The organism is Pseudoalteromonas sp. SG41-5 (assembly GCF_014164495.1).
In the GTDB taxonomy this organism is placed as follows: domain Bacteria; phylum Pseudomonadota; class Gammaproteobacteria; order Enterobacterales; family Alteromonadaceae; genus Pseudoalteromonas; species Pseudoalteromonas rhizosphaerae.
In genome coordinates this window covers 1-3,649 of record NZ_JACJFH010000182.1, presented here as the reverse complement: position 1 = coordinate 3,649, position 3,649 = coordinate 1, and the positions used below count along the sequence as shown (strand labels likewise).

Annotated in this window: 1 protein-coding gene and 1 pseudogene; both read left to right on the top strand. The window is 41.1% G+C overall.

What is annotated here, in order from left to right:
• The coding region (locus tag H5232_RS22585; RefSeq protein ID WP_182831570.1) for a TonB-dependent receptor domain-containing protein at positions 1-1,045 on the top strand (1,045 nt) is incomplete at its 5' end.
• Between the two features lie 78 nt (positions 1,046-1,123).
• Positions 1,124-3,649: pseudogene (locus tag H5232_RS22580) on the top strand (pectate lyase); the annotation flags it as partial.

Genomic DNA, 3,649 nt, shown 5'->3' with positions numbered 1-3,649 from the left:
CACCTTAGATATTTCGGTACCTTTACCTGAGGCATCCATTACCTACAGTGAATTTTTCCCAAGTATGCATATACGCTACGAACCAAATCCTGAAATGTTGGTTCGTACATCACTGTGGACTAGTTATACCCGCCCTTCGTTTAAGCAAGCGCGTGGTTATGCGCGTTTTGATAGTGATATTAGTTTATGTGATCCAACGACTAATGAATGCTACAACTCACCAGATGGACAAAGCGCAATTGATTTACAAGGCTATATTTTAGGGCCAGACAATGCGTTACAAGTAGGTAACCCAAATTTGGTGGCAATGACTTCGGATAACTTTGACGCTTCGTTTGGCTGGTATCCATCAAAAGAGTTATTTATGGAAGCTGCAGTATTTTACAAAAATATTGATAACTTCATCGTCGATGTCACCGGTATTCAAATGAGCATAGATGAGCTCCCGCTTACTTTACCTGTAAACCAAGTATCTGATTTTGCAATTCCTCAAGATCTTGCTCTAAATCAGGTTGATATCACCCTCAATGGTGATAAAGCCACAGTCTACGGGATTGAGCTTAGTTACAATCAGTTCTTCGAAAATGGCTTATTTTGGCAAAGTAATATGACCTTTGTAAAAAGTGAAGCCGAACTCGACGCCACTATTCGTCAAGACAAAATGCAGCTACCAGGCCAAGCAGATATCACCGGTAACATTGCTGTTGGTTGGGAAGATGAGACTTTCTCGTTACGCCTAATTAGTAATTACCGCTCAGATATCCTTGAAGAGGTTGGCTCTTGTCCAGTATCAGCTTCTGTATCAGACCCACATACCTGTAAGTCATGGGCTGATATATACCAAGATGATATCTTAACCTTTGATATGAAGGTGAAATATGATTTTACGAAAAGCCTCAGCGTGTATTTTGACGCGATTAACTTAACCGATGAAGCAGATTTACGTTATTTCAAAGGTAATGATTTATCCGGTGGTGAAATCCTCTATCAACGTGAAGATTATGGTCGTACGTTCCAGTTAGGTATGAATTATAAATTTTATTAACAGCTACTAATAATGAAAAACGTTAATTTCACACACAATTAACGCGTTAATGACGCGCTTTCATCCTTGGAGGGATGCATGAATAATACAATAAAAATACCATCGTGTTTGCTGATCACCGCGATCTTAGCAGGCTGCGGTGAAGATAGTTCTATCAATGTCAAAGAAGCCCCGTTACCACCAATGCAAGGGGTATTTGTTGACAGCCCTGTTGCTGGTTTAACCTACAACAGCCCATCAATAAGCAATGGTGTAACAAACGCAAATGGACAATTCGATTACTTTAGAGGTGAAGCTATCGATTTCTCAATTGGTGCACTTACCTTCCCTACGGTCTCTGCCGCCAATGTATTAACTCCACTTGCTTTATTTTCGACAGATACCGTGTTTCATCCTGCTGTTATTAATAGTTTGCGTTTATTACAGTCACTAGATGTTGATGGTGATCCTAGCAATGGCATCACCATCAGCGAGCAAGCAGCACAAGCAGCCGTTATGACTTTAGCCGAAGGACAAACGATTACGGACTATTTTAGTAGCGATGAGTTTGAGGCAAACGTTAATGCGTGGCTCGCTGATGCAGGCTCAGCTAATAATACCTTAATTCCAGCTGATCAAGCGATTGTGCACTTTGTTGATTTTATTTTTAAGCAATACAACAGCACCCAACCTTTAGCATTTAATACTGCCGATTTTAGCGGAACATTGTATAACCCATTAGTACAAGGCAGTGAGGCAAGTATTGCACAGTTGATATTAACACCCGTTGATGAAGCAAACCTTAGTGGCACATTCAGCCAAGTAGTGGATGGTAGCGAAACAGTAACAGGCAATTATTCGTTTTTATTTGGTAATCGCGTACTTGCACTGACCTCAGGTGAAGGCGAATCAGCTACCACAGAGTATATAATTTCTCGTTCCCATAATACGGTTAATAATACCTATAGTGTTTGTGCCACCATCGATCCAAGTGCATTGGCAACACTGGTGCTTACTTGTGATAGTAATGATGATGCTAAAAACAATATTTTAGTGTTCTCCGAACAACAAGCTCAAGAAGAGTTAATCAAACTCAACGATTTAGCTCAGCAAGCTGGTTTAGCCTTAATTGAAGAGTTTGATACTGACACTGAAACATTTTTCTCATCGAGCTATAAAAGCTTATCGGATGAGCAAGGCAGCGGCCCGTTATATTTTAAAAGTGGCGGTAGTGCAAAAATTGACGATGTAGCAGGCCAACTAATTCTTGAAGGCGACCGTATTACCATCGGTAATACCCTGCCCGGCAAAGAATCAACAGCGACTGATAGCTCAGGTGTGGGGATTTATAATTTAAGCGAAGGGTTTACCATTAGCTTTGATGTTGTTTCTCATAATAGTGCTGGTGGATTATCGCTTTATGTTGATAATAATACTGCCAGTCAAAGTAATTCAGTGCATGGCGGTGCTTCAAAGTTTTATGGTAAAGACATAAACGAAACCAACACCCCTGCAGGTCAACGGTTTTCATATACCTACATTCCAGGCGAAGATGTAAATACTGGCCCTGATCTGACTCATGTCGATGCCCGCGGTATTTTAAATCCTGAGATTAAAAATTCATATTTCCAAATACGCACTGATTCAGCGGCAATGATTGTCATTGATAACTTAACCATTGAAACAGTGGCAACCGACGTACCAGATGTTGAACCACCGGTTGAACCACCGATTGATCCTCCTGTGGAAGGTGAGATCCCAACAGTAGAATTACCAATTACCACTGACTTTACCGCACTTACTGCGGATATTTTCTCTGTTGATCATCAAAAAATTATTGATGCAAACGGCGATGAAATCCCCATGTTTAGCAAAACAGGCGGCTCAGTCACTGTGATTGATACTGGATTAGAACTCAATGGAGGTCGTTTCACATTAGGTAACACCACCCCAGGTATTGAAACAGCAGCAACGGATACCACCACCAGTGGAGCGCTGGATTTGTCTCGTCCTTATCAAGTGGTGATGGATATTGTCAGTATAAGTGACCCTGAAGGTGATAATAAATTCCAAATTTATGTGGATAACAACTCATCAAGCAGTTCTAAATCAATCCATGGTAATGACTCACGTTTTTATAATGAATTGATCAACTCGCTTACTGCTGGTCAAACTTTAACAGTACCCGGAAAGCTTGCGACTAAAAACTCATTTTTACAGTTACGTACCGAAACAGGCGGCACTGTGGTTATCAATAACCTCAGAGTTGAGTATGTTAAAGATCCATCTGTATTTAGCTGCACGGATGCACCTGAACTGTATTTTTGTGATGACTTTGCCAATGGTGATTTAAATAATTGGCAAATTTTAGCCAAGCCAGATAACACTGAAGCCCCAATGGGTGAGTTTGATGTACTTGATATCATGGGTAATAACATGATGCGATACACCGCAGGCGGTGCTGGGGGCGAGCTAATTTTAGCCACTGAAGAAGCTATGGCAAACGTGCCTTCGACAGGTAACTACTTTGTTGAAGCGAAAATTCGCCCGCGCCAGAACTCTACCACGGCCAATAAGCAGATCTTTTTGATGGCACGCTATTTAAATTCCGGTAATTGGTACGCC